Source organism: Pseudanabaenaceae cyanobacterium SKYG29 (assembly GCA_025055675.1).
In the GTDB taxonomy this organism is placed as follows: domain Bacteria; phylum Cyanobacteriota; class Cyanobacteriia; order Pseudanabaenales; family Pseudanabaenaceae; genus M5B4.
Window position 1 is genome coordinate 154278 of sequence record JANWWT010000002.1, and the last position, 22957, is coordinate 177234.

Consider the following 22957-nt stretch of genomic DNA (forward strand, 5'->3'; position numbering starts at 1 on the left):
ATTGGTATGAAGATATGTAAATGGCTATGGGTTCTAGAACTGTAACGATCGCTGACCTCCTCGCACCTGTGCAGGACGATCTACAGCTATTGACCCAGAACCTCAAAGACCTAGTGGGAGCTAGCCATCCCATTTTACGTGCCGCAGCCGAGCATTTATTTGAAGCAAAGGGGAAGGGATTACGACCTGCCCTAGTGCTGTTGACTTCCAGGGCAACTATGGAAGCAGGGGATATTACTCCCCGTCACCGCCGTTTGGCAGAAATTACCGAGATGATTCATACTGCTAGCCTTGTTCACGATGATGTCATCGATGAGTCGGAAGTGAGGCGGGGCATTCCTACTGTTAATTCTTATTTTGGCAATCGGATTGCGGTTTTAGCGGGGGATTTTCTGTTTGCCCAATCTTCTTGGTATCTAGCAAATCTCGACAATTTAGAAGTTGTCAAACTGTTATCGAAAGTCATCAAAGATTTTGCGGAAGGGGAAATTCGCCAGAGTTTGACTGCTTTTGATGTGACCATCACCCTCAACGACTATTTAGAAAAAAGTTTTTACAAAACAGCCTCCCTTATGGCGGGGAGTTGTAAGGCAGCAGCGGTACTGAGCGATCGTTCCCCTGGGGAATGTGAACAGTTTTATTTGTTTGGCAAGCATTTTGGCATTGCCTTTCAGATCATGGACGATATTTTAGATTTCACCAGCTCCACGGAAACTTTAGGCAAACCCGCTGGCTCTGACCTTAAGGATGGCAACCTCACTGCCCCCGTCATTTTTGCCTTGGAAGAAAAGCCCCAGCTCCATACTCTCATTGCCCGCGAGCTCAAAGAAGAACTCGACCTCACTGCTGCTCTAGCTTTAGTTGAACAAAGCTCTGGGATTGAACGCGCCAAAGAACTGGCAAAGCAGCATACCAAACTAGCCGTGCAAGCGCTGGAGTTTTTGCCCCAGTCCCCCTACAAAAAATCTCTAATTGGCTTGGCAGAATTTAATCTCGATCGGATTTTTTAATCTTTTCTTTAGAATTGCGTGATTACTTACGTAGAGTAGCATTTACCACTAGCGAGCGGGTTTCAAGGCATAGAGCCTATACCTGGAGAAGGAAAAATAACGTAATTGCATAAACTATAATACGGCTACTATAGTTGTTCTAAATAACTGTTTAGAAACGTTGCTTTTTAATAAAAATTTTTAAGCGGGGAGGTGGATTATGGCTTTGGTAGAGATGGTGCGTTGTCCGAATTGTGGTGCCTATGCCGAGCGGCATCATTTACCTTTAGCAGGTCAGGTCAAGACGGAGTGTGAGGTGTGTGACTACTTGCTGATCCTGGATACTAAGACGGGACAGGTGGTAGAATTCCATGCCCCTGGTACGGATGCTGATTACCTCTACATGCGCAAAAAGCGCTTATTTGTCAAGATGAGGGACGCGATCGCTCACAAAGTTCTAAGTCATTGATCGTGGTAACTAGTTGATCGACTTTCTGGCGCAGTTGCTCCCTAGGGAGTAGACTCTGGTTAACCATGACGACAAACACCAAAGGAGGATGGCGGGGGGGAGCAAGATAGCCTGCCAGAGCGCTGATGCCCCGTAAGGTACCTGTTTTAGCTTGGAGAGAGAGGTGGGATAGGCGGTGGGCGAGGGTGCCATCTTTACCTGCCTGGGACAGGCTGTTACGGAAGTGGGGATTGGGGGTCATCTGGAGCAAGAGGGCAGCAATTTGGTGGGGCGTGGCCTGGTTGTGGCGGGATAAGCCTGATCCATCGGCAATATAGAAACCCTCTGTGGTTACAAATTGTTTAACGATTTCTCTCCCCGTAGTTTCGTAGTCCTGGTCTGGCTGACGAAATTGTCTGCCCAGTAGTCTGAGAACCTGCTCAGCGTAGAGATTGTCACTCTCCTTGTTAATAGTTTTAATCAGTTCTGTGAGGGGAGGAGAAAAAAGGATTGCCGTCCCTGGCTCCACCTTTGTTAAACCCTGTTTCTGTAATTCTGCGTGCAACAAATTGACAAATTGTTGTTGGGGGTCAGGAATAGGTGTGGCGTACTCGATCGCTTTGGGAATTGTCCCCTCTAGGATTAACTTTTGCCCTTGCACTTTTATTTGCAGAGTATCTGTTGTGCCCAGTTGCACGCGATTCTCCACCTGCCAATTGAGGGCTCGATCGGGGTATTGCCAACTAAAACTAGGGTCTAACCGCCAGGGCAAAATGTTGCCATCGATAACGAGACCACCGATAGGGGGGGCATAGGGGGCACTGAGGTCAGACCATTCCCAACCATAGCCGTGGGGTGGTCCCCAGGGTTCCCCTGCTATCTCGATTTTGGTTATGGGTATATTGCCTGGCTTGATCTGGGCAACGAGAGCAGGTAGAGCATGGGGGGAACTAAAACTAGGGTCTCCACCGCCTCTAACTTGTAAACTACCGTCAGGCTGAACAGTGAGAGTAGTATTGGTGCGAAATTCTGGCCCCAATTTGCGGAGAGCTACGGCAGTGGTAAACAATTTTTGCAGGGAAGCAGGAATAAAAGCTTGTTCCCCATTGAGGTCAACGATTATTTGATCTTTAGTGCGCACTACTATCCCTAATCGGGCACTCGATTCTGACCACTGTCGTTGCAATTCGGCTGATAGCTGATGGGGACATATACTCCAACTGGGACAACTGAGCAGTAACCATAGCCAGAAGTATTTCAGCATCGGCAGTAGTTAGATATTAGAGAAATTTATGATAAATTATCAGCAAGTTTTTGCCAAGTTACGCTATTGAATGGTGTGATATACAAATTATAGACATGGGTAGTATCGGGGTATGCTGACCTTTAGCCCTGCTATAGAAGCAGAGTATGTTTATGCTCAAAGCCAAAGGAATCTTTTGGTCGCACGTTTTCTTTGCCTAGCTAACTGTTGTTTCCTCCTCAGCTTTGTTTTTTGGGATTATTATATCGACCCGCAGTCAGCTAATTCTACCCTATTTAAGCGCGGGATAGCCGCTAGTTTTTCCCTGGCAATATTTTTTCTATCCTTCCTACCGCGCCTGCATAGATTTACTTTTTTGCTGAGCTATACTAGTGCCTTAATTAGCCATCTCGCCCAATCTATTATTCTGATTTCCCTCAACTCTGGTCTTCTCTATGGCACAACCGCCTTGACTTTTTTCCCGCTAGTTTTAGCGGTAATTCCTCCCCCCTCATCAGCAACTTTAAGTATCAGTGCCTTTGGTTTCTTTGTAATTCCCAATGTGGTGATGTGGCTAAATCGCACCGATCGGTTTCTCTGGCTGAATGCTAACATTTTCCTGCTAGCCACTTGTCTCTTGTTTTGTGTGTTGGGACTACTGACCGATCGGGCGCGACGGCAGCGCTTTCTCTTGGAGAAGAGTTTAGAAAAGCAGGCAAATCAGGATGTCTTAACGGGACTGGCTAACCGCCGTCATTTCTTGGATTGTGCTAACAGGGTCCTAGCTCTTGCCCAACGTCATCATAGACCTCTAAGCTTACTACTAGTCGACATTGACCACTTCAAACGGATCAACGACAATTACGGGCATCCGATCGGTGACCAAGCCATCATTGCCCTGGCGGAATTGATTGTACGGGTTGTGCGCCATACGGATATTATGGCTAGATTTGGCGGGGAAGAATTTGCCATCCTATTACCGGAAACCGATCGGTTGGGGGCAGAGTGTGTGGCCGAGCGTCTCCGCAAAGCGGTAGAGGAGATGGTGATCCCGCTGGGGGACAGCATCATCAAATACACAGTCAGTGTGGGGGTAGCAGCGAGGGATAGTGATACTATTAGCATCGATCAACTAATTCAGCGGGCAGACAGCGCCCTCTATCAAGCCAAACACCGGGGGAGAAACTGTGTTGTAATTGCCAAAAACGGGTATGATTAGCAGGGTGTTTCATGGACTAACTATGACCTCCATCGATTTTGCGAACCAACTGCTGCTCAAGCGCACTGTCAACATTAAAGTCATTGTCACCCCCCGCTGGAAAGAGGAAATGCAACAGCAATTACAGGCAATGATTGCCCAGTGCGATAGCCAAATTCAACAAATCGACAGCCAAGGCAACCGTGCTATTACAGAAATTGAACGGCAGACTATAAAGCCCATCCCGATCGAAGTGCAGCGCCAGATTGACAGTATTCGTGTGGAAATGAATCAAAAGAAGACAGAGGTACTACAACAAAAAAATCAACTACTGCAACAACTAAATCAGGTGCAAGTATTGGAGCTAGAACAGGAAGTTAACCAGGGGCAACTGGAGAGCTTCTTCCCTGTGGGCAAGGGGGATAACTTGATTGCTTTGATGCAAGTAGATGTGGTACTTAGGGATGGTGTCGTAGAAGATATTAAAGTGGGATTTCCTTCTGTCTTTCAGTAACTAAAACCATGGCAGAGGAGTTGTCCGATCGCCGCGAGCCGCCCTTCTATCTGTTTATGTACCACCTGTTCAAGTGGTCAGTGGTAGCACCCACTTTCTACGGTCTATTGCGGGGGCGGGTCTATGGGGCAGAGCACGTGCCAAAACGGGGAGGGTTTGTGGTAGTAAGCAATCATGCTAGCGATTTTGACCCTCCTTTGCTTTCTAACTGTGTTGGTCGTCCCGTTGCTTTTATGGCAAAAGAGGAACTGTTCCGTATTCCTGTCCTGCGGGAAGCTATTCGCCTCTATGGTGCCTATCCTGTGCGGCGGGGAGAATCTGACCGTCAAGCTATTCGTAGGGCACTGCAATTTCTAGCCCAGGGTTGGGCAACAGGAATTTTTCTCCAGGGGACGCGCACCCTCGATGGCAAAATTACAGAACCTAAGCTGGGAGCAATGTTGATTGCCGCTAAAGCCCAAGTGCCTATCCTGCCTGCCTGTCTCTGGGGTACCCATGCCATCCTGCCCAAGGGAGCCAAGGTACCGCGCCTTGCCCCCGTCACTGTCCGCTTTGGCGAATTGCTACCTCCCCCTAAAACTACTGATCGGGCGGAACTGGCAGCCCTTGCCCACACCTGTCAACAGATCATCAATGGGTTCCATGATCTGGGTAGATGATAGGTAATGCTACTATAGGAGGAAGTCTTGGGTATAACTAGTACGCCTGCTCATGGATAACGCCCCAGAGCTAACAGCAATGATGATAATCACGATCGGTTCTGGGGTACTAGCACAGGTTATTGCTAACTATCTGAAGCTGCCCAGCATTGTTTTTCTGTTAATTTTTGGCATTATTGCGGGTAACGATGGGTTGGGGTGGGTGCGCCCCCAGGATTTAGGCACAGGACTGGAAGTGATTGTCTCTCTATCTGTGTCTTTAATTTTGTTTGAAGGGGGACTAAACCTCAAGTTGCAGGATTTGGGCAGAGTGTCGGGCAGTTTGCGCAATCTAGTTACCATCGGTGCTCTGTTTACCCTAGTGGGGGGGGGAGTAGCTGCCCATTACTTCAGTGAATTTCCGTGGCAGTTGGCATTCCTCTATGCCTCTTTAGTGGTGGTCACAGGCCCAACGGTCATCAATCCCCTGTTGAAGAATATTGGTGTTGATAAGCGCTTGAGCACGCTCTTGGAAGGGGAGGGGGTGCTGATTGATGCGGTGGGGGCGATCGTGGCGGTGGCAGTGTTGAATGTGGTCTTGAATCGGGATGCCAGTGCTATTGAGGTTGTCAAGGGATTGATCTCCCGCTTGGGCATCGGAGGAGCGATCGGGATTGTGGGGGGATACATCCTGGGGGAGTTTTTGAAACGATCGCAGTTTTTAGCCGATGACCTCAAGAGTTCCGTAGTCCTAGCAGCGGTACTCGGTTTAGCAGGTTTAGCCCAATCGATAGAAAGTGAGTCAGGTTTAACAACGGCGGTGTTAACAGGGATCATGGTCAGAGCGGCTGCCATTCCCGATGAAAGATTGTTGTTGCGGTTTAAGGGTCAACTAACTCTTTTGACTATTTCTGTGGTCTTCATTCTTCTGTCAGCTAATTTGTCGATTCCCAGTTTGTTTGCTCTGGGCTGGGGTGGGGTTTACACGGTTTTGACCCTCATGTTTATCATTCGTCCTGTGAGTGTCTTGGTCTGTACTTGGAATAGTAATCTGAATTGGCGGCAAAAGGCTTTTTTAGCTTGGTGTGCTCCTAGGGGGATCGTGGCAGCTTCCGTGGCTTCTCTCTTTTCTTTGTTATTGACCCAAAGGGGCATCAGTGGGGGGGAAGCAGTGAAAGCCCAGGTGTTTTTGACGATTTTAATGACTGTATTTTTGCAGGGATTAACGGCGAGTGGGGTGGCAAAGTTGCTACGGTTGAAGGATGACCCTAGTTTGTCCAATTTAGTAATAGTCGGTGCCAACGATTTAGGTCTCTTTCTTGCCCGTATTTGCAAAGAGCGGGGGAAAAAGGTCGCTGTCATTGATACTAACCCTGACTCCTGCCGCCGCGCCCAGGAAAATAATATTCCTGCTTTTGTCAGCAGTGGCTTAGATGTCAATACTCTTAATTCCGCTGGTTTGGACGGCGTAGGGACTTTCATTGCCCTGACTGTCAATACCGATGTCAACCTGGTTCTAGCCCAGCGCGCCCTAGAGGAGTTTCGCCCTTCCCGCGTTTTTGCTGTCTATCCCCCTCAAGTGGAAGAAATGAGTGATATTATCCCTGCCTTTGGTTACCGTGTACCGATTAAAACCTGGAATCAGTATATCAATCAACAGGAATGCAAATTAGGAGAAGTAGTGCTAGGCAAAGATATCGATCGCCAGCTCTCCCAATTCAACATTTTTTACACTGCTAATCTCCTCCTGCCCCTGATGTATGAACGGAACGATCGTTTAGAAATCGTCCCCGCCAATATTACCTGGATGGAGGGCGACCGCATTTTGTATCTTGTGCATCGCCCCAATTTACTGCCCAATGACCGCCGTACGATCAGCACCATCCCTGATACCTTCGACCTAGATGCCCCCACGATCGATGTGCAATCGGTCACCATTCCTCGCCTGGAAGGGGAGCAGGACTACCTCAACATGGCGCGGGAAATCCTCAAGCGTAACCGCAACTCCCAGTAGGTGGATACTGGAAATTATCTTCCTGCTAGGATATAATCATAGACCCGCTCACACATTTAAGGACAATCTCTATGCAATACCTGATGATGGATACCCATCAGCGCTTTTTGGGTACGGTTGTGCTGGAAACCCCCCTCAAAGTAGGTGCCAAGTTCTCTAGGGATGCCAAAACCTATATGGTGGTGGGCATTCGCAACACGGGGAATAGACAGGCAGTCACTGTTATCCCTTCCTAAGGAGTTTGTCCGCCTCGATCGTGAGGAATATCACTACACTTGCCCCCAGGCAGAGACCCAACTCTCCTAAACTCAAGACCTCAGTCCCGAAAAATTGCCGTAGGACGGGTACATAGAGGAGCAAAATCTGTAGAGCGGTGGTGCAGATAACGGCTCCCAGTAAAAACGGATTACCCCAAGGGGAGAGGTGGAAGAGTAAGTAGCGATCGGAGCGGCAGGATAGAGCGTGCCCCATCTGGGCTAGACACAGGGTGGTAAAGACGATGGTGCGCCAGTGGGCAGAGGGAGTGGCATAGGCCCACAGCATCAAAGCAATTGTAAGGGAGCCAAAGACAATACCAACGCGGATGATATAGCTGCCCAGTCCTCTAGCGAAGATACTTTCCTGGGGGTTGATGGGTGGCTGTTTCATTATGTCTGCTTCCCCTGGTTCCACGGCCAAGGCTAGAGCAGGTAAGCCATCTGTTACCAAATTCATCCACAGGATTTGCAAGGGGGTCAGGGGGACATCAGGTAAGCCTAGGAGGGGGGACATCCCAATTGTCAAGACCTCACCAATGTTGCTCCCCAGGATGTATTTGATGAATCGCCGAATGTTGGCATAGACTACCCTGCCCTCTTCCGCTGCCGCCAAAATGGTGGCAAAATTATCATCCCGCAAAATCATGTCACTGGCTTCCTTGGCAATGTCTGTTCCTGCTATGCCCATGCTGATACCAATGTTTGCTTGCTTGAGGGCGGGTGCGTCGTTGATGCCATCCCCTGTCATTGCTACGAATTCGCCATTTTGTTGTAGGGCTTGCACGATCGCTAGCTTGTGTTCAGGGTTGACGCGGGCAAATACCTGGTGGTGGGCAACTACCTGGCGGAGTTGGGTCATATCCATAGTGGCTAGTTCTTTGCCTGTGATGGGGGGCTGGCTTTCTTGGAGGATACCGAGTTCTAAAGCGATCGCTTGGGCAGTGGTGGGATAGTCTCCCGTGATCATAATGGGGCGAATACCGGCTTGGTAACAGAGGGCAACCGCAGCTTTTGCTTCTGGGCGGGGGGCATCCCGCATAGCCACTAAACCCAACCAAGTCAACCCCTCCTCCTGCAAATCCTGCCGGTCAGTGGCATAGGCAACCCCCAATACCCGTTTTCCCTGCCGCGCTAGTAGTTCATTGTGCCAGGAAATTGTTTCCCGATCGTTGAGGGTAATTGCTACATCCCCTTGGTCAGTGTAGAGGAATTGGCAGCAGTCTAAGACACTCTCCACCGAACCCTTGGTGAAAATATAGGGGGGGCAGAATACGGACATACGTTTGCGTTCAGCAGTGAAGGGAATCTCATGGCGGCGGGGGAATTGCTGGCGTAAGCGATCGGGGTCAATACCTGCCTTAGCCACTAGGGTCAACAGTGCTCCTTCTGTCGGGTCACCCAGAACCTGCCAATCTTTCTCGAACTGTAACCGCGCGTCATTACAGAGGGCACAGGCGTAGAACAGGTAGGTAAAGTGGTCACTGAATTCAGTCAGGGGCAGCCCCTCTACCACAAATTTGCCCGTCGGTTGGTAGCCTTCCCCCGTCACCAGGGCTGTCGTCTGGGGCAGCACGATCGTGTCCACTACCATCTTGTTTTGGGTTAGTGTTCCTGTTTTATCCGTACAGATGACCGTGACCGAGCCAAGGGTCTCCACAGCGGGCAATTTGCGGATGAGAGCATTGCGTTTTACCATCCTCTGGGTGCCCAAAGCGAGGGTAACCGTAACGACAGCCGGCAAGCCTTCAGGCACAACTGCCACTGCCATACTGAGGGAAGTATTGAGGAGAATTTCTAGGTTGCTCTCCCGCCAAAACCTGCTCCAGGTCAAGTTTTCTGACCCCAAAACACCGCTTTTCATAACCCCAATTGCAACAACAATTCCCACTAAAATCAATGCCCCTGTGACCAGAGCACGGCTGAGCTGTTCCATACGGCGTTGCAGGGGGGTGGGTTCTGCTTCTACAGTTTCCAAGGATTGGGCAATCTGTCCTAAAACAGTCTGCTTACCCGTAGCTACCACAACTCCCTTCCCGCGCCCCTGGATTACCTCTGTGCCCTGATAGACCATGTTGAGGCGATCGGCAATTGGCGTATCCCAGGGGAAGACTACGTTACTGTCTTTAGTGATGGGCTGAAATTCTCCTGTGAGGGCAGCTTCCCGCACTTGTAAGTTGACAGCTTCAATGAGTCTGGCATCAGCAGCCACCTGCATACCCGCTTCCAACAGGATAATGTCTCCAGGGACAACTTCGGGGAACTTGATGTCCTGAACTATGCCCTGCCGCACCACCCGCGCAAGGGGAGCTGAGAGTTGTTTGAGGGATTGCAAAGCTTTTTCTGCCCGACTCTCCTGCACAAACCCCAAAGCTGCATTGAGGAACACGATCGCCAGAATCGCTAGGGCATCCTTGGGAAATTCCTGCTCATACCAATCTAAGCCCCCTGACACCACCGCTACTCCCAACAACAGAACCAGCATGACATTGGTAAATTGTTCGTAGAAGATGCGCAGAAGGGAGCGGGTGCTGCCCTGGGGTAATTCATTTTTACCAAACTCCCTTTGCCGTTGGGGGACAGTCGTGTAATCCAAGCCCCGATCGGGGTCAGTTTGCCAATAGTGCACAACATCGGAAACGGGGAGGCTAAACCAAGCGGGTTGGGGCATAGGGGGGAGAGGGCTGTTTTTAGCAATTTTAGGCAATACTGCGGCGCTTGCGGGTCTCTTTTAGGGAAACACCAATTTGGGTCAGACCTGATTTAATCAACTGCTGCTCCAGGAGGAGGAAGAAACGACGACGATCGCTGCTGGTCACCACTGCTTGATTGTGGGCTTCCGCCAGGGCGACGGGATAACCATAGCCTTTTTGCACCTGGGCGTAAACTATGCTGAGGGCTTGTTGACGGAGATAGGGGTCAAGGGCAGTCCAGGCAGGCATTTCCAGACGAGCAATTTCATCACCGATGTTGAGGTACGTCACATAGATGGAATGATCACCATACTCCTCTAGGATGCGGGCTTGACTGCGCCACAGTCCACAGCTATAGCCAGGGGGCAGACATTTCTGCCAAAGAGTGGCATCCCGCAGGGGGTGGAGTTTACTGCAGGGCGCATCTTCCAAAGCTAGATGGGAGCAATGTTTGGTGCATTCGGGCACACCGTAGGGACACACTAGCAGGCGGAGAAAATTAGTGATTTCCACCGATCGGGGGGCACTGACATAACCCACCAGGGGAACGCGCCGCGCTGCTAATTCATCCCAGCAAGCCAGGATTGGTGTGAGAAACTCCCTTCTCGCTTCAGCGGGATAGGCTTCCAGGTACCAGTGGATGAGAGAGCCATCCTCTAGGGCAAGGAGGGGAGTATTTCTGGTGTGGGCAAGACACAGTTCTGTCAAATTCTTCACCTCAGCTACCCGCCGTTGTAGTCCCATCCACTCTTCTGGGCTGATTCCCCATTGTCTGGCTTTGGCAAGGTCAGTGGCTTTGTAGTAAATCTCAGGCACGCTGTCGAGGGTGGGATATTCGCCCGTACCGTAGTGCAAAACCACTCTGCCAATGTTGATCAAATAACAGTAAGCGATCTCATGGCGACTGGGGGCAATCTGGGAACCATCCGTAGCAATCACTGTGTGGGGGCTAGTCAGAGGTGATACCAAGTGGGGGGAAAGGTCAACAGGTGTGGCGCAGGTGAAAGGGAAACCCGATCGATAACTCTGAAACTTGTCTTGTAACTCTGTTTGTTTTTGTTGTAACTCATCTAACAGAGATAAAGCCCAACTACCTTTGCGCGCTAGATGATTGACTTCTTCCGCTAGATGAGATGACATTCCTGCCATTTGGGCACTGAGTTTGACAAAGTTGAGCATAGCTGACCGATCGGATATATTCTTGAGTCTAAGACGAACTAAACGACAAGGCAACAACTAAGCAGAGGAAATTTATGGTTTTATCTGTAACCGATCGGTTTGCGGAGGTAATCGAAACCAGTACAACAGAATACCTAGCCCAGTGCTTAGAGCCAGACAACCTGGATTTTGCCGTGATGCCGCCCTTTGCCAGTTGGGTAAAGTCCTTTGATGAAGAGAAAGACAATCCCGTGATTATTTACGGTGTAATTTACCATGTGACCACCAGCCCGATCGATTCTGTACACAAGGCGCGGGCCCTGGGTATGGGCTTAAAACAACTACGGGAGGAACAACCCCATATTTTTGCCCTCTTCAAGACAGAAGTAAAAGTCAAATTACTGGGCTTCAGTCACAAGGGAACCATCTATCAACACCTGCCTAGCCGTCCCCCCCAAATTCACCAGGGCGTTTATTTTTGTACTCCCCAGGAAATTGAGCAGTTCACCGCCTCTTTCCACTTTTTGCGCTCCCTCTGGCAGGCAACAGGCATTCCCACTGATGAACTGATTAGCGCTATTCTGCGGGATGTCTACCAAGTGCGTAAATGCGATCGCAACTGGTTGGTACAGGCAGGTAGATTCTTAAGCAATCTCTTGAAAGACGACTACGATCGATTAGCCGCCATTCTCGCCCAAGTCCATCCCTAATTTTTACGCCCAAACCAATAACCCTTGCCATAAACTGTGTGGATTAGAGGCTGGTCAGAATTACTATCAATTTTACGGCGGAGTAGTTTAATTTGCGCCACCAAGGCATTGCTATTGGGTGTATTTTCCTCCCCCCACAAATAATTAATCAACTCACTATGAGGGATCAACCGATGGGGATTTTGCAAGAAGAAATGCAACAGCTGTAGTTCTTTATCTGACAGATTGACTACCCGATCGTTCCTTCTACAAATATAGTTGCTGCAATCAAGGGACAAATCCCCATAACTGAGGAGCGAACCCCTAGGACAACTAACATTCACCCGTCTGAGTAGTGCCCGCACCCGTGCCAACAGTTCCCGCAGCTCGAAGGGCTTCACTAGATAGTCATCCGCCCCTGATTCCAAACCAGTGACTCGATCGTCGAGGGTATCCTTAGCGGTAAGGAACAAAATGGGCACCGAGGGGTCAACTTGGCGCAGGCGACGACACAAATCTAACCCCGATAGTCCTGGCATCAACCAATCCAGAATCACCAGCTGGAACTTTTCCCGTTGCCATAACTCCCAGCCCTGTTCGCCAGAATCAGCAATCATGACAGAATAGCCCTGTTGTTGTAAAAATGCCTGCAAAGGTCTGGTGAGTTCTATCTCGTCATCAATGAGCAAGAGGCGTACTAGAATACCAGTGACAGATTGGGGACAAGTCATGCAGCAGGAGAAACTGTGGCGCTACCTGAGATGGGTGGGCATCGGCTTGGGTGTAGTATTCCTATTATACTTACTGTTCCATTTCATTGGTAAGACCATCAATCTATTGTTGATCAGTGCTTTTTTTGCCGCTTCTATTAGCCCCTTAGTTGAGGAGTTAGAAAAACACAGAATCCCCCGTTCCTGGGCAATTGCCATCATCTACACAGTGCTTTTGTTTGTAATTATTTTAACAGTTGCCCCTGCCCCTAGCATCATTGCTGAATTGAGCCTGTTTTTTACCAAGCTACCTGAGCTGATCAATCAAATTAACATTCCCGATGTCAGCGTGTTTGGCATCACTAGAGAGCAAGTTTTGAACCTGTTGCAATCTACATTTATCCTCGATCGGGCGCAAGCAATTGGCAGGGAATTAGCTAGTCGTACTGTCAGTATCACTATAGGTTTAATCAATGCCCTAGGGATAGCTCTGCTGACCTTAGTATTCACAGCCTATTTTGTTATCAATGCCCCGACGCTTGTGCCGAGGTTGTTATTTCTGCTGCCGCCCAAATTACGAGTAGAGGTAGAAGTTTTACTCCCCCCTATTAATCGTTGTTTAGGAGCCTATGTCCTAGGTAAAATCGGCACCTCAGCTCTGCTGGGATTTCTAACCTATTTGGCAATTTCCACTGTCAGAGTTCCCTACGCTGCTGCCCTAGGATTGTTGGTTGCTGTTACTAATCTCATCCCCTTTGTTGGTCCTATTTTGGGGTTAGTTCCCATGGTAATCGCTGCCTGGAAAATGGGCACTACAATTGTTATCACCGTCATCGGTATATCCTTTATTTTGCAACAATTAGAGGCATGGTTCTTACAACCTTGGTTGGTTGGGCCCTATCTCAATCTTGACCCCTTTGAATTATTATTGTCTCTGCTGGTTGGTGCAGAGGTGGCGGGGGTAGTAGGTGTTTTAATCGCTCCCCCTATTGCAGGGACTGCTCGCATTATTTTCAATCACATAGCGAAAAAATATAACCTAGTAGAAGATAAGGAAGTCGCTGTAGTTCCGCTCTCCTCTACCAATGGGGTAGAAGAATTGACAGTAATACCTTCTCCAGATACAGAAATGACCGAAGGGTAAGACATCCTTGCCAGAACAGGGGTCAACTAGTAATTCTTTCCTGCTCTGTTGCAAACTAGCTCTAATAAGTCTACTTTTTGTTAACTCAAAGGAGGACGTACGAGCAACAATTTATTCAGGACATAGCACAGAGAATAACCGAGAAATTGTCTAGCAACAGCGCCTGCGGGGTAAGTATGTGAGAGAGGTTGATTTCTAATTATTGAACTGCAGTTAATTGACAGGCAGCATTATGACTCCAGCAACGATCGGTTAACACCACCTGGTTACTGTTTTAGTTGCGCTAACCTAGAATTAGTGACTGGGAGGAGAATTATGTTTTTTGATCCCATGTATTTCTTGTTTGTTGCTCCTGCTTTGGTGTTGGGGTTAATCGCCCAGGTAATGGTGCAATCCCAATTTAGCCGCTATTCCCAGGTCCCAACTCAGACTGGCATGACAGGAGGCAGGGCTGCCCGTGCCATTTTGGATGCCTATGGTTTGTATGACGTAGCGGTGGAACGAGTGGGAGGCTTCTTGAGTGACCATTATGACCCCATCAATCGTGTACTGCGTCTCAGTCCTGATGTCTATGACAGGGCAACTCTGGCAGCAGTGGGAGTAGCCGCCCATGAAGCAGGTCACGCTCTCCAGCATAAAACGGGGTATGCGCCTTTACAGTTCCGATCGGCGATCGTGCCGGGGGTAATTATCGGCAGCAATCTCGCTCCCATTCTGTTCATGATTGGTCTGTTCATCAATCAGGCACTGGCTTGGTTAGGGATTATTCTCTATGGCTTAGTAGCTGTGTTTACCCTAGTGACTTTGCCCGTGGAATTTGATGCTAGTAATCGCGCCAAGAAACTGTTGGTAGCAGAAGGGATCGTTTCCCCCGTAGAAGCAGAGGGAGCAGGGGCAGTGTTAGATGCGGCGGCTTGGACCTATGTGGCAGCAGCAGTGCAGGCAATTCTAACTCTTCTCTACTACGTCTACATTTTGACTGGCAGTCGGCGGGACTAAAACTAACCTAGGCTAGGGGAGGCATTCCCCTAGTCAAAAGGACATCCCTCTTGTATATGTATCTTTGTTTGCTTGCGATAGGTAGTTTGTGCCCATAGTCCTTCTCGATCGGGTAAGTAAAATCTATGCCAACGGCGCGATCGGTTTACGAGACATCTCCCTTAGCATCCAGGCAGGGGAATTTTGGTTAATTACGGGGCATTCGGGGTCTGGTAAATCTACTCTCCTCAAGTTGCTCTACGGTGGGGAATTCCCCACCCATGGCACAGTGGAAGTGCAAGGTATGGCAGTTACCCCTGTTAATCTGGTTCCTCTGCGCCGCCGCTTGGGGATTGTCTTCCAGGATTACAAGTTGATTAGCAATCGCCCAGTATTTGCCAATATTGCGTTGGTTTTACAATGCCAAGGTTACAGCCCCCTGGAAGTGAAAAAACGAGTCAGCTATGCGCTACAGCGGGTGCATCTTACCGATAAAGCCCAGTGTTTACCAGGGGAACTATCCGGGGGCGAACAGCAACGGGTGGGCATAGCTAGGGCGATCGTGCATAACCCCCCTCTGCTGCTGGCAGACGAACCTACGGGCAATCTTGACCCCGAAAACACGCGCCACATAATCCACATCCTGCAAAAATTACATCAAACAGGGATGACAATCCTAGTGACAACCCACGATCGGCAATGGCTGGGTACTGACTACCCCTACAAACGCTTGGAACTCAACCACGGGCGCATTCAATCTATTGCCTAGGACGCATAGTAGGAAACATGACCACATCGCGAATACTAGCCGTGTCCGTCAGGAGCATGATCAAGCGATCGATGCCAATGCCCATGCCAGCGCAGGTGGGCATACCGAGGGCAAGGGCTTGAATAAAGTCTTCATCCATGGGGTGGGCTTCCTCATCCCCCGCATACTTTTGGGCTAACTGTTGTTCAAACCGACGGCGTTGTTCCTGGGGGTCATTCAACTCAGAAAAACCATTGGCGTATTCCATGCCCTGAATAAACAGTTCAAAGCGTTCCACAAACCCCTCTTTACTGCGATGTTGTTTTGCTAAAGGACTGACTTCCACAGGGAAATCAATGACAAAGGTTGGTTGTTCTAACTGGGGTGCTACACACTTGTCAAACACAGCATAGAGTAGATAACCTAAACTCTGTTCCTCTAACTGGGATAAATGAATATTTTTAGCTTTGACCGCTGCCAGTGCCGCCGCTAGGTCAATATTGGTAAAATCTATACCCACATATTTTTGCACTGCTTCAGTCATAGTTAAAATTCGCCAGTGTTTCTTACCGTTGTACTCGTAAGCGGGAGTTAAGTCGATCGTTTTCCCCTGGTAAGGAATCTGACTTATATCTGGGTAAACAGTTTTGGCACAGTGGATGATGACATCTTCTACCAAAGTTAAAATGTCAATGTAGTCGGCATAGGCCTGGTAGACTTCCAAAGAGGTAAATTCAGGGTTATGGGTACTGTCAATCCCTTCGTTGCGAAAAACCCTGCCCAACTCAAATACCCGCTCAAACCCCCCGCAGATTGCTCGCTTGAGATAGAGTTCAGGGGCAATCCGCAAATATAAATCTACATCTAGGGCGTTATGATGGGTGACAAAGGGACGAGCCGCTGCCCCACCATAAATAGATTGTAAGATGGGAGTTTCGATTTCAGCAAAACCGCGCTCAGTTAAAAACGATCGGATTTGAAAGATGATTTGACTACGCAATTTGAAGCGTTGCAATACGGCGGGATTACTAGCCAGGTGCATTTCCCGGTGACGACGACACACCTCTACATCGTTAACACCGTAATAGACATCCGGAAAAGGAATTTGCGCCTTAGCCAGAATAGACATTCTTTCCACCTGGAGGGAGAGTTCCCCCTTGTTTGTGCGGCAGGCAACACCCTCTGCACTGATAAAATCCCCTTCATCCAATAGTTTCTTGATTTGCGCAAAGGATAAAACTGAGTCTTCCCTAACTCCTTTTTTCTCAATTTTCAACTGCAGTCTGCCAAATTCATCCCGCAAATCGATAAAGACCAGATTACCGCTGTCCCGTTTAGCCGTGATGCGACCGCAGAGTTTAAGCACCTTGCCTTCAGGGTCAACCATGCCATTTGCTAACCGATCGCCAAACTGCTCAACTACTGCTTGGGTAGTATGGGTGCGCTCTACAGACTGACTGGGGTAGGGATTGATGTGGGCTTGGCGCAGTTCCTCGGCTTTGGCGACGCGGACTTCAGCTTCGTTACGGGACATGGATCACGCTGGAGAATTTACTTTACAAATTTTAATCCCTGGGGGTACCCGCGTAAAGCATGGGGCGGTAGCATAGAGAAATGTTGCAAAAGCATTGGTTATGCTGGAAGTAGTGACAACCGATCGTGCGCCTGTACCTGTAGGTCCCTATAGTCAGGCAATCAAGGTCGAGGGGAAGTTTTTATTTTTGTCGGGACAGATTCCCCTTGATCCAGCCACAGGCAAGTTGGTAGAAGGGGATATAGGCACCCAAACAGAGCAGGTGATGGCAAATATTAGAGCAGTCCTGGCAGCGGCGGGGAGTAGTTTGGAGCAGATTGTCAAGACAACCATTTTTCTGGTGGATATGGCGGATTTTGGGCAGGTTAATCAGGTCTATGGCAAATATTTTAGCGAGCGTCCCCCTGCCCGTTCCTGCATTCAAGTTGCTGCTTTGCCTCTGGGGGCTAGAATTGAGATTGAGTGTATAGCGATGATCTGACACACAATGGGCAAACGGGTACTATCTGGCGTACAACCAACGGGCAACCTACACATCGGCAACTATTTAGGCGCAATTCGCAACTGGGTAGAGTCCCAGGGAGAGTACGAAACTTTTTTTTGTGTCGTTGACCTCCATGCCATCACAGTACCCCATGACCCCCAATTGCTGACGGAGCACACCCGCACCACGGCTGCCCTCTACCTGGCCTGCGGTATCGACCCCCAACTGTCTACGATCTTCGTCCAATCCCACATCCCTGCCCATAGCGAACTAGCCTGGTTACTCAATTGCATTACCCCCCTCAACTGGCTGGAACGGATGATTCAGTTCAAAGAAAAAGCCATCAAACAGGGGGAAAACGTGGGGGTAGGTCTGTTGGACTATCCTGTGCTCATGGCAGCGGATATTTTGCTCTATGACACCGATCGCGTCCCTGTGGGAGAAGACCAGAAACAACATTTAGAATTGACACGGGACATTGCTCGCCGCTTTAATGACCAGTTTGGCGAAACTTTCAAAATTCCGGAACCGTTGATCCGCGCGGAAGGGGCACGGGTGATGAGTTTGCAAGACGGCACAGTGAAGATGTCCAAATCCGATCCCTCTGACATGAGTCGCATCAACCTGTTGGATGACCCCGACACCATTGCTAAGAAAATTAAGCGCTGCAAGACTGACTCCATCCGTGAGATCACCTATGACCCCGATCGACCGGAAGCGATGAACCTTCTTACACTTTACCAAGTGCTGGGCGACAAAACAAAAGAGGAGGTGGAAAAAGATTGCAGCCAGATGCGGGGCTGGGGGGATTTCAAAGCAGCGTTAACTGAAGTTGTCGTTAGTCATCTTGCCCCCATCCAGCAGAAGTACAAAGCAGTCATCCAGGAAAAAGACTATCTGGAAGAGATTATCCGTGCTGGCACTGCTAAAGCAGAAGAGGTAGCTAACAGCACTCTCACCAGAGTCAAACAAGCCCTTGGTCTTTGGCTGAAAAAATCACTAGTTTCCTAGACTTTGATCTTTGTTGTCTCTTCGCAGCCAAAGGGACTCTTGGCTAAACTACAAGCTTCCCAATTACCAGCGACAGGTACTTGTAATCTACGGCACATACCTCCCCGTGTACCCTGCGGTTCATAGAACCTACATAGATGGCAGTGAGTGACTTTGGGTGTATTTATTTCTTTCCAGGTTGGCATTGGATAGTGATATGTTATGCAATTTTACCATATTGGCTCATCATAGATAAGTCTTGGCAGGAGATGCATTTTTTTAATAATTTCTTCCGATCGGCGTGATTGGGGTCACAATAAGTAATACTAACTAGAACTTACTCCTGTGGTAGAAGGGGGTTTTGTGTGTATCCTGTTAGTTTAGCGTTGAGTTAAGACTTTGGATTTCCTGCGTTCCCAAGCGATCGGTTTATACCTAGAGCAACCTGTTACCTGGCTGCACAAAATTGATGCCCGAGTAAAGATTCTCTGGGTTTTGAGTTTATTAATTTCCCCGATTTTGGCAAATAATTACTGGCGGGTAGGGATGGTATTATTACTTATTCTCGTTACCCTATCTACAGGGCTACCAATGCGGGTATGGAAGCAACAGATGGGGATATTACTGTTACTAGCAGCTCTGACCTACACGATTGCTATTTTCTCGGGTGATGCCCTTTTGCTCAATCCCCAGCCCCGCCGTCCTACCTCCGAATTTATTACCTATGTCCCCAATCGAGGCAAAAGTTGTCCCCAACCCCAACCAACAAATTATTGTTATACTCTCTTTAAGGTAGGGCGTTTACAGATTACGCGGCGCTCCCAGGATTTGGCTGTGCGCATTAGCACGGTGATCTTTACTTATACCTATGCCCCAACGCTATTTCTGTTAGTGACTGCTACAGAAGAGATTACCGCGGCAATTACTTTTTTGGCTGCCCCTCTGCGATTTCTTGGTGTGCCTGTTGCTGAATTGGCTTTAACTTTAACCCTAGCTTTAAGGTTTATTCCCCTGGTAATTGAAGAGGTACAAAATCTGGCTCGGGCTGTGCGGACCCGTTCCATAAATTGGCGTAAGTTGGGCTACAGGCGATCGGTGGAAACTCTGATAATTTTAATAGAAAGATTTCTGCGCAATTTGTTTGACCGATCGGACCAGATTGCCAAGGCAATGATTTTACGGGGTTTTACTGATGCCCATCACCATCAATCTAACTGGATTAAGTTGCAATTGCAATGGGGGGATATTATGTTAATAATTTTAGCCGTTGTATTCTGGGCAATCAGGTTAATGATTTCCCTCCCTGTTGTTTAAGGCGGAAATGTTCGCTGGGAGTGAGGCGCAGGGGATTGCGGGGGTCCCAAATACCTAGACCTAGGATACGGGCACGAGCTTGGGCATTTTCCAGTAACTTTTGATACCGATTGTTGGGGGGTCTGACATCCGCTAATACGTAGCCCTCTTCTACCAAGATGAGATTGACCAATCTGCCATCTGCCCAAATGTAACCTAATAAACGATTGCTGTCATCTATCTCTTCTGCATCTTTTTCTAATAAGAAAGGGTCACCCCCCACTAGTTCTTCTAAACGACTGCGGGCCGCTAAACCCCAGGGGTCTTGATCAAGGGCAGGAGCACTGATGCCAATTAAACGGATGCGCTTTCTCTGATTAGAACCGACCGGCACTGCCTCGATCGTTTGCCCGCTGATTATCCGTTTTGCCTGCCAGGATTCCTGGTTTTGGGGTTTGGGTTTGCCCAAGACATCGAGGGCTATATTGGTACCACCACAAAGAAGAAGTCCCCCTGCTAGGAAGACTAAACGGCGAGTTAGTACGGAATCTGTCAACATCCTGCTGCCAAGAGCCAACAACTTGTGTTTATTTTTAGCACTTTCCCATGTCACAGCGTCTTAGAAGGCAGCAAAAAATGCAGGAGAATAGGAAATACTTGGTCGAGGTCTGCTGGCACACGGTAAAGATTTAAGTCCTGTTGGATTAATTTCTGCGGGCGGTCTAAAATGCCAAATTGCCAGATGTTGCCTGTAGTAACTGCACCTAAAATTTGGGGTTGTTGATTTTCTAGCCACTGATCGAGGGCAATCAGCTCTGCTGTCAGTTGACTAAATCCTCTACTGAGGTCAGCTTGCTTAGCTTCAATAATAACTACAGCCTGCTCTGCCTCTATATGATAATCAATAATTCCCTGTAGTTGGTCATTCAATTTAAGGCTGTATTCTACTCTTAATCTTGCTTTGGTGTAGTAAATCAACTCACTGATAATTGGTGCAATCATAAATTCGCGCCGAGCTGTTTCATTCTCCAATTCTAGGTAGGGCAATATGTCTTGAATCCTCTGCCGCAAGAGCTCTAATCTGTCTATGTCAACAGCGTACGCTGGTAAGCAGAGATGTAGTTTTTGAAAATTATAACCAAATTCTTGGGCAAGCTCCCGTGGAATTATGCCCATCTCAAAGTAATTGCTAAAGGTGTAAGAACGATCGAGTAGTAGCTTTCTCGCCATAGTTTACTACCCATGAAACCCAATACCTGCTGCTGCCCACCGATCGATCGCCTCTCCTAATCTATCGGGATTAGCAATCAAACTAATGCGCACATAACCTTCGCCGCCGGAGCCAAAAGCATTACCTGGTGTCACTACTACGCCAGTAGTTTTTAAGCTATGCAGGGCAAAATCCGTGGAAGAAAAACCGCTAGGACAGGGAACCCATAGATACATAGTGGCTTTAGTTTTTTCCAGTTGCCAGCCCAATTTGTTGAGGCGTTCAATTAAAAAGTCCCGCCGTGTTTGATAGCGCTTTCTTACCTCCTCTAGGTAGGATTCTGGTAAATTTAGGGCAGTCTCCGCCGCGGCTTGAATGGCAGCAAAAATACCATAGTCTAGGTTAGTTTTTAGGGACCTTAATTGCTGAATGACATGGCTATTCCCCACGACAAAGCCCACACGCCACCCTGCCATATTGTAGGTTTTGGACATAGTGTGAAACTCTACCCCCACTTCCTTAGCCCCAGGAATTTCTAACAGGCTAGTGGGACGATACCCATCAAAGGACAACTCGGCATAACAGAGGTCATGGACTAATAAAATTCTGTGCCTATGGGCAAATTCAACTGCATCAACAAATAAAGACCGGGGAGCCACAGCCGCCGTGGGATTGTGGGGATAGTTGAAGTAGAGTAATTTAGCCCGATCGGCAATTTCTGCAGGAATACTGTGCAGGTCAATGAGCCAATTATTGGGGGCAGTGAGTAACATTTCATAAATTTGGGCACCAGCAATGAGAGGACCGCGAAAGTGGGCAGGATAGGCAGGACTGGGTACTAATACCAAATCCCCCGGATTGACAAAGGCTAACGCCAAATGGGTAAGACCTTCTTTGGAACCAATCAGCGGCAAAATCTCACTGTCTGGGTCAAGCTGGACACCGTAGTGGCGATAATACCAACGGGCAATGGATTGGCGGAAATTTGCCGTGCCCTCGAAGGGGGGATAACCGTGATTCTGTCTGTCTTGGATGGCTTGCACCGCTCGATCGATAATCGGCTGGGGTGGTGGTCCATCAGGGTTGCCCATGCCCAAGTCAATTAAATCCAAACCCTCCTCCCGCGCCCGTAGTTTCAATTCCTCTAAGCGGGCAAAGACATAGGTAGGTAAGCTCGCCAACCGATCGGCAGGTTTTAGCCAAGTTTGCATTAACGCTCCATCCTCAACAACTGCCCCAACCCCGCCACAACCACAGAGGCATACCGCTGGTTTCCAGTTCAAACCGTAACCGCTGCCAGACTTCCGCGCTCCCCGGTAGGAAACGATTCAGCAAAGGCTTGGGAGGCTTTATAGTATAAAACTTTGCTGTTTTGGGGTCTAGTCCCGCTAACTCCGCCGCCCATAATCTGGCATCCTCCTCTGAACCCAGGCGATCGACTAAACCTAACTCTAACCCCTGCTGTCCTGTAAACACTCTGCCATCAGCAAAAGCCCGCACCGCTTCCTCTGTCATCTTTCTGGCTTCCGCCACTACTCGCACAAACTGCTGGAAACTGCTGTCAATTAACTGCTGCAAAATAGCAATCTCTTCCGGTGTCGCAGGACGATCGAAGGCCAAAATATCTTTGTAGGGGCCCGATTTCACGACTTTGAAAGAAACTCCCACCTTATCCAGCAGTCGCTCCAGATTGTTCCCCCGCAAAATCACGCCAATGCTGCCCGTAATCGAGCCGGGGTTGGCCATGATGTACTGTGCTCCCATAGCTACATAAACTCCCCCGGAGGCAGAAATATTGCCAAAGCTGGCAACCACCTTCATCTTGGACTGTAACCGCCGCAGCGCTTCGTATATCTCATGGGAGTCAACTACCGTCCCTCCAGGGCTATCAATGCGTACGACCAAGGCGGGGAATTTTTGTTTCTCTACCTTCTCTAAGGACTCTAGGGTGCGATCGCGCATGTTCCGATCGATCGGTCCAATGATTTCAATCCGCGCTATCTGCTTGTTTTTGAACCATCCCAACAT

General features: G+C 48.8%; 23 protein-coding genes. 14 read left to right on the plus strand and 9 right to left on the minus strand.

What is annotated here, in order from left to right:
• The first annotated feature begins 26 nt into the window (after positions 1–26).
• Together sds and NZM01_05475 are read left to right on the plus strand one after the other, a co-directional pair.
• Entirely contained in the window at positions 27–1010 is a 984-nt protein-coding gene (gene sds, locus NZM01_05470; protein MCS6959479.1) for a solanesyl diphosphate synthase, read from the plus strand.
• 199 nt (positions 1011–1209) lie between these two features.
• The gene (locus NZM01_05475; GenBank protein MCS6959480.1) at positions 1210–1458 is read left to right on the plus strand and encodes a replication restart DNA helicase PriA; all 249 of its coding nucleotides are present in this window, start codon (positions 1210–1212) and stop codon (positions 1456–1458) included.
• Here NZM01_05475 and dacB read toward each other — a convergent pair.
• Entirely contained in the window at positions 1415–2701 is a 1287-nt protein-coding gene (gene dacB / locus NZM01_05480; protein MCS6959481.1) for a D-alanyl-D-alanine carboxypeptidase/D-alanyl-D-alanine-endopeptidase, read from the minus strand. The two genes, NZM01_05475 and dacB, sit on opposite strands and share 44 nt — an antisense overlap.
• A gap of 112 nt (positions 2702–2813) precedes the next feature.
• Between dacB and NZM01_05485 the strand changes: the two genes are divergently transcribed.
• The 5 genes from NZM01_05485 to NZM01_05505 all read left to right on the plus strand — a co-directional run bounded on the left by NZM01_05485 (position 2814) and on the right by NZM01_05505 (position 7280).
• On the plus strand, positions 2814–3899 hold the full coding sequence (locus tag NZM01_05485) for a GGDEF domain-containing protein (protein ID MCS6959482.1): 1086 nt from the start codon (positions 2814–2816) through the stop codon (positions 3897–3899).
• Between the two features lie 22 nt (positions 3900–3921).
• Positions 3922–4392, plus strand: a complete 471-nt coding sequence (locus NZM01_05490) for a YlqD family protein (protein ID MCS6959483.1) — start codon at positions 3922–3924, stop codon at positions 4390–4392.
• A 20-nt stretch (positions 4393–4412) separates the two neighbouring features.
• Positions 4413–5051: a 1-acyl-sn-glycerol-3-phosphate acyltransferase gene (locus NZM01_05495; protein MCS6959484.1), complete on the plus strand. Its 639-nt coding sequence runs from the start codon at positions 4413–4415 to the stop codon at positions 5049–5051.
• A gap of 52 nt (positions 5052–5103) precedes the next feature.
• A complete protein-coding gene (locus NZM01_05500; GenBank protein ID MCS6959485.1) occupies positions 5104–7044 on the plus strand; it encodes a cation:proton antiporter in 1941 nt (646 codons plus the stop codon).
• A 71-nt stretch (positions 7045–7115) separates the two neighbouring features.
• Positions 7116–7280 carry a hypothetical protein gene (locus NZM01_05505; GenBank protein ID MCS6959486.1) on the plus strand — a complete coding sequence of 55 codons (165 nt, stop codon included), beginning with the start codon at positions 7116–7118 and terminating at the stop codon, positions 7278–7280.
• On the opposite strand, the gene NZM01_05510 is transcribed toward NZM01_05505, so the two are convergent.
• Positions 7267–9969: a cation-translocating P-type ATPase gene (locus NZM01_05510; protein ID MCS6959487.1), complete on the minus strand. Its 2703-nt coding sequence runs from the start codon at positions 9967–9969 to the stop codon at positions 7267–7269. The two genes, NZM01_05505 and NZM01_05510, sit on opposite strands and share 14 nt — an antisense overlap.
• Positions 9970–9997: 28 nt before the next feature.
• Positions 9998–11170: a DNA double-strand break repair nuclease NurA gene (locus NZM01_05515; GenBank protein MCS6959488.1), complete on the minus strand. Its 1173-nt coding sequence runs from the start codon at positions 11168–11170 to the stop codon at positions 9998–10000.
• A 74-nt stretch (positions 11171–11244) separates the two neighbouring features.
• Between NZM01_05515 and NZM01_05520 the strand changes: the two genes are divergently transcribed.
• Entirely contained in the window at positions 11245–11859 is a 615-nt protein-coding gene (locus tag NZM01_05520; GenBank protein MCS6959489.1) for a hypothetical protein, read from the plus strand.
• On the opposite strand, the gene NZM01_05525 is transcribed toward NZM01_05520, so the two are convergent.
• The gene (locus NZM01_05525; protein ID MCS6959490.1) at positions 11856–12569 is read right to left on the minus strand and encodes a response regulator transcription factor; all 714 of its coding nucleotides are present in this window, start codon (positions 12567–12569) and stop codon (positions 11856–11858) included. The two genes, NZM01_05520 and NZM01_05525, sit on opposite strands and share 4 nt — an antisense overlap.
• Here NZM01_05525 and NZM01_05530 point away from each other — a divergent pair.
• The 3 genes from NZM01_05530 to NZM01_05540 all read left to right on the plus strand — a co-directional run bounded on the left by NZM01_05530 (position 12568) and on the right by NZM01_05540 (position 15439).
• Positions 12568–13692, plus strand: coding sequence for an AI-2E family transporter (locus NZM01_05530; protein ID MCS6959491.1), 1125 nt, complete (start codon positions 12568–12570; stop codon positions 13690–13692). The two genes, NZM01_05525 and NZM01_05530, sit on opposite strands and share 2 nt — an antisense overlap.
• Positions 13693–14007: 315 nt before the next feature.
• The gene (locus NZM01_05535) at positions 14008–14691 is read left to right on the plus strand and encodes a zinc metallopeptidase (protein MCS6959492.1); all 684 of its coding nucleotides are present in this window, start codon (positions 14008–14010) and stop codon (positions 14689–14691) included.
• 88 nt (positions 14692–14779) lie between these two features.
• Positions 14780–15439 (plus strand): ATP-binding cassette domain-containing protein, encoded by a 660-nt coding sequence (locus NZM01_05540; GenBank protein ID MCS6959493.1) that lies wholly within the window; start codon positions 14780–14782, stop codon positions 15437–15439.
• On the opposite strand, the gene lysS is transcribed toward NZM01_05540, so the two are convergent.
• Positions 15429–16952, minus strand: coding sequence for a lysine--tRNA ligase (gene lysS / locus NZM01_05545; GenBank protein ID MCS6959494.1), 1524 nt, complete (start codon positions 16950–16952; stop codon positions 15429–15431). The two genes, NZM01_05540 and lysS, sit on opposite strands and share 11 nt — an antisense overlap.
• Positions 16953–17052: 100 nt before the next feature.
• Between lysS and NZM01_05550 the strand changes: the two genes are divergently transcribed.
• From NZM01_05550 to NZM01_05560, 3 genes are all read left to right on the plus strand, one after another.
• Positions 17053–17433, plus strand: a complete 381-nt coding sequence (locus tag NZM01_05550) for a RidA family protein (GenBank protein MCS6959495.1) — start codon at positions 17053–17055, stop codon at positions 17431–17433.
• A 6-nt stretch (positions 17434–17439) separates the two neighbouring features.
• Positions 17440–18447: a tryptophan--tRNA ligase gene (trpS, locus tag NZM01_05555; GenBank protein MCS6959496.1), complete on the plus strand. Its 1008-nt coding sequence runs from the start codon at positions 17440–17442 to the stop codon at positions 18445–18447.
• Between the two features lie 378 nt (positions 18448–18825).
• Positions 18826–19740 carry a CbiQ family ECF transporter T component gene (locus tag NZM01_05560; GenBank protein MCS6959497.1) on the plus strand — a complete coding sequence of 305 codons (915 nt, stop codon included), beginning with the start codon at positions 18826–18828 and terminating at the stop codon, positions 19738–19740.
• Here the strand turns inward: NZM01_05560 and NZM01_05565 are convergent.
• The 4 genes from NZM01_05565 to sppA are packed head-to-tail and all read right to left on the minus strand — an operon-like array spanning position 19709 to position 22957.
• Positions 19709–20278, minus strand: a complete 570-nt coding sequence (locus NZM01_05565) for a thermonuclease family protein (GenBank protein MCS6959498.1) — start codon at positions 20276–20278, stop codon at positions 19709–19711. The two genes, NZM01_05560 and NZM01_05565, sit on opposite strands and share 32 nt — an antisense overlap.
• Before the next feature lie 50 nt (positions 20279–20328).
• On the minus strand, positions 20329–20949 hold the full coding sequence (locus tag NZM01_05570) for a hypothetical protein (protein ID MCS6959499.1): 621 nt from the start codon (positions 20947–20949) through the stop codon (positions 20329–20331).
• A gap of 6 nt (positions 20950–20955) precedes the next feature.
• Entirely contained in the window at positions 20956–22140 is a 1185-nt protein-coding gene (locus NZM01_05575; protein ID MCS6959500.1) for an aspartate aminotransferase, read from the minus strand.
• Between the two features lie 13 nt (positions 22141–22153).
• Positions 22154–22957: a signal peptide peptidase SppA gene (gene sppA / locus NZM01_05580; GenBank protein MCS6959501.1), complete on the minus strand. Its 804-nt coding sequence runs from the start codon at positions 22955–22957 to the stop codon at positions 22154–22156.

Coding starts and splice junctions, on each gene's coding strand:
- NZM01_05525 (MCS6959490.1), bottom strand. CDS start 12,569: ATGACTTGTCCCCAATCTGTCACTGGTATTCTAGTACGCCTCTTGCTC.
- NZM01_05570 (MCS6959499.1), bottom strand. CDS start 20,949: ATGGCGAGAAAGCTACTACTCGATCGTTCTTACACCTTTAGCAATTAC.
- trpS (MCS6959496.1), top strand. CDS start 17,440: ATGGGCAAACGGGTACTATCTGGCGTACAACCAACGGGCAACCTACAC.
- NZM01_05490 (MCS6959483.1), top strand. CDS start 3,922: ATGACCTCCATCGATTTTGCGAACCAACTGCTGCTCAAGCGCACTGTC.
- NZM01_05535 (MCS6959492.1), top strand. CDS start 14,008: ATGTTTTTTGATCCCATGTATTTCTTGTTTGTTGCTCCTGCTTTGGTG.
- NZM01_05515 (MCS6959488.1), bottom strand. CDS start 11,170: ATGCTCAACTTTGTCAAACTCAGTGCCCAAATGGCAGGAATGTCATCT.
- NZM01_05505 (MCS6959486.1), top strand. CDS start 7,116: ATGCAATACCTGATGATGGATACCCATCAGCGCTTTTTGGGTACGGTT.
- NZM01_05575 (MCS6959500.1), bottom strand. CDS start 22,140: ATGCAAACTTGGCTAAAACCTGCCGATCGGTTGGCGAGCTTACCTACC.
- NZM01_05530 (MCS6959491.1), top strand. CDS start 12,568: ATGCAGCAGGAGAAACTGTGGCGCTACCTGAGATGGGTGGGCATCGGC.
- sppA (MCS6959501.1), bottom strand. CDS start 22,957: ATGTTGGGATGGTTCAAAAACAAGCAGATAGCGCGGATTGAAATCATT.
- NZM01_05550 (MCS6959495.1), top strand. CDS start 17,053: ATGCTGGAAGTAGTGACAACCGATCGTGCGCCTGTACCTGTAGGTCCC.
- sds (MCS6959479.1), top strand. CDS start 27: ATGGGTTCTAGAACTGTAACGATCGCTGACCTCCTCGCACCTGTGCAG.
- NZM01_05510 (MCS6959487.1), bottom strand. CDS start 9,969: ATGCCCCAACCCGCTTGGTTTAGCCTCCCCGTTTCCGATGTTGTGCAC.
- NZM01_05500 (MCS6959485.1), top strand. CDS start 5,104: ATGGATAACGCCCCAGAGCTAACAGCAATGATGATAATCACGATCGGT.
- NZM01_05475 (MCS6959480.1), top strand. CDS start 1,210: ATGGCTTTGGTAGAGATGGTGCGTTGTCCGAATTGTGGTGCCTATGCC.
- NZM01_05565 (MCS6959498.1), bottom strand. CDS start 20,278: ATGTTGACAGATTCCGTACTAACTCGCCGTTTAGTCTTCCTAGCAGGG.
- dacB (MCS6959481.1), bottom strand. CDS start 2,701: ATGCTGAAATACTTCTGGCTATGGTTACTGCTCAGTTGTCCCAGTTGG.
- NZM01_05520 (MCS6959489.1), top strand. CDS start 11,245: ATGGTTTTATCTGTAACCGATCGGTTTGCGGAGGTAATCGAAACCAGT.
- NZM01_05485 (MCS6959482.1), top strand. CDS start 2,814: ATGCTGACCTTTAGCCCTGCTATAGAAGCAGAGTATGTTTATGCTCAA.
- lysS (MCS6959494.1), bottom strand. CDS start 16,952: ATGTCCCGTAACGAAGCTGAAGTCCGCGTCGCCAAAGCCGAGGAACTG.